The following is a 1053-nucleotide window of genomic DNA, read 5'->3' on the forward strand; positions in this document are numbered from 1 at the left end:
CATTGTATAAAAATAATGCGTAAGTTTATTTCTAAATCTAAAGTTAGTGCTTGTTTGCTTGCTTCTGATTTTCCTACGGAAAATCCTCGCACTCAAACTACGCACTATTCTTATACGTAACCGTTGTGCGTCATTTAAGAAAAAACCCGTGAAATACATTAAACTGATTTTAATTTTACTTTTTTTAAGTTCGTGTTCGACGAATAAATCAGTAGTTGGCTTATATGGAAAATGCGGAAAAAATTATTTTGCTTGCACTCAAATTGAGTTAAAATCGGACAAAACATTTGAGTATTTTATTTTTATGGATGTTGGTGGCGGAACTGTAGTAAAAGGAAATTGGGAAAAAACATCTACTGACAGTATAAAACTGAACACATTTGAACAACCAAAAAATCCGAGCACGACTTATAGTGGAAAAATAAATCCCGACCAAATTGACGACGTGAAAATCACAATCCGAGATTTGGAATTACCACTTGCAGCAGCATTTATTGTAATTAATGACCAAAACGAGGGAAAAGCAGCAGACGTGAATGGAATTGTGGAATTGGAAACTCAAAAAATAAAAACAATTACATATCATTATTTAGGACAAAAAGAAACAATAGAAATTGACAATCCGAATTATAACGAAATAGAAATTATTGTGAGAGATTTGGACTTAAACGCTGTTCCGAGATTTTTGACTGATAAAATAATGGTTTTGAATAAAGGAAAATTGTTTTTTAACGATGGATATTCATTAAAGAAAACCCACTTGAAAAACAGACAATGGAAATAAAAAACGAACGCACAACACCGTATATAATTTATTGCTAGTTCTAGCCTACTTACGAAAATCCTCGCGGATTTTCTATTAGGTTTTTATTTGCTAAATTAGGTGCTTAAACACGCAACAAACCATATACAACAACGTTGTAGTGCATTTTGACCCGTCCTGAAATAAGGCTACATAATTTTAAACATTATGTATAGAAACGACAAAGTAATCAGACGGTATTCAGAACCTTTTAAACTGAAAATTTTAGATGAAATTACAACAGGTAAACT

General features: G+C 31.8%; 1 protein-coding gene. It reads left to right on the forward strand.

All coding sequences use genetic code 11. The features are described from left to right. Positions 1-148 precede the first annotated feature (148 nt). Complete coding sequence (locus ACFQ1R_RS11670) at positions 149-784, forward strand: hypothetical protein (RefSeq protein WP_379926404.1); 636 nt, start codon at positions 149-151, stop codon at positions 782-784. Positions 785-1053 lie beyond the last annotated feature (269 nt).

It is taken from the genome of Mariniflexile jejuense (assembly GCF_042675665.1).
Classification (GTDB): Bacteria; Bacteroidota; Bacteroidia; order Flavobacteriales; family Flavobacteriaceae; genus Mariniflexile; species Mariniflexile jejuense.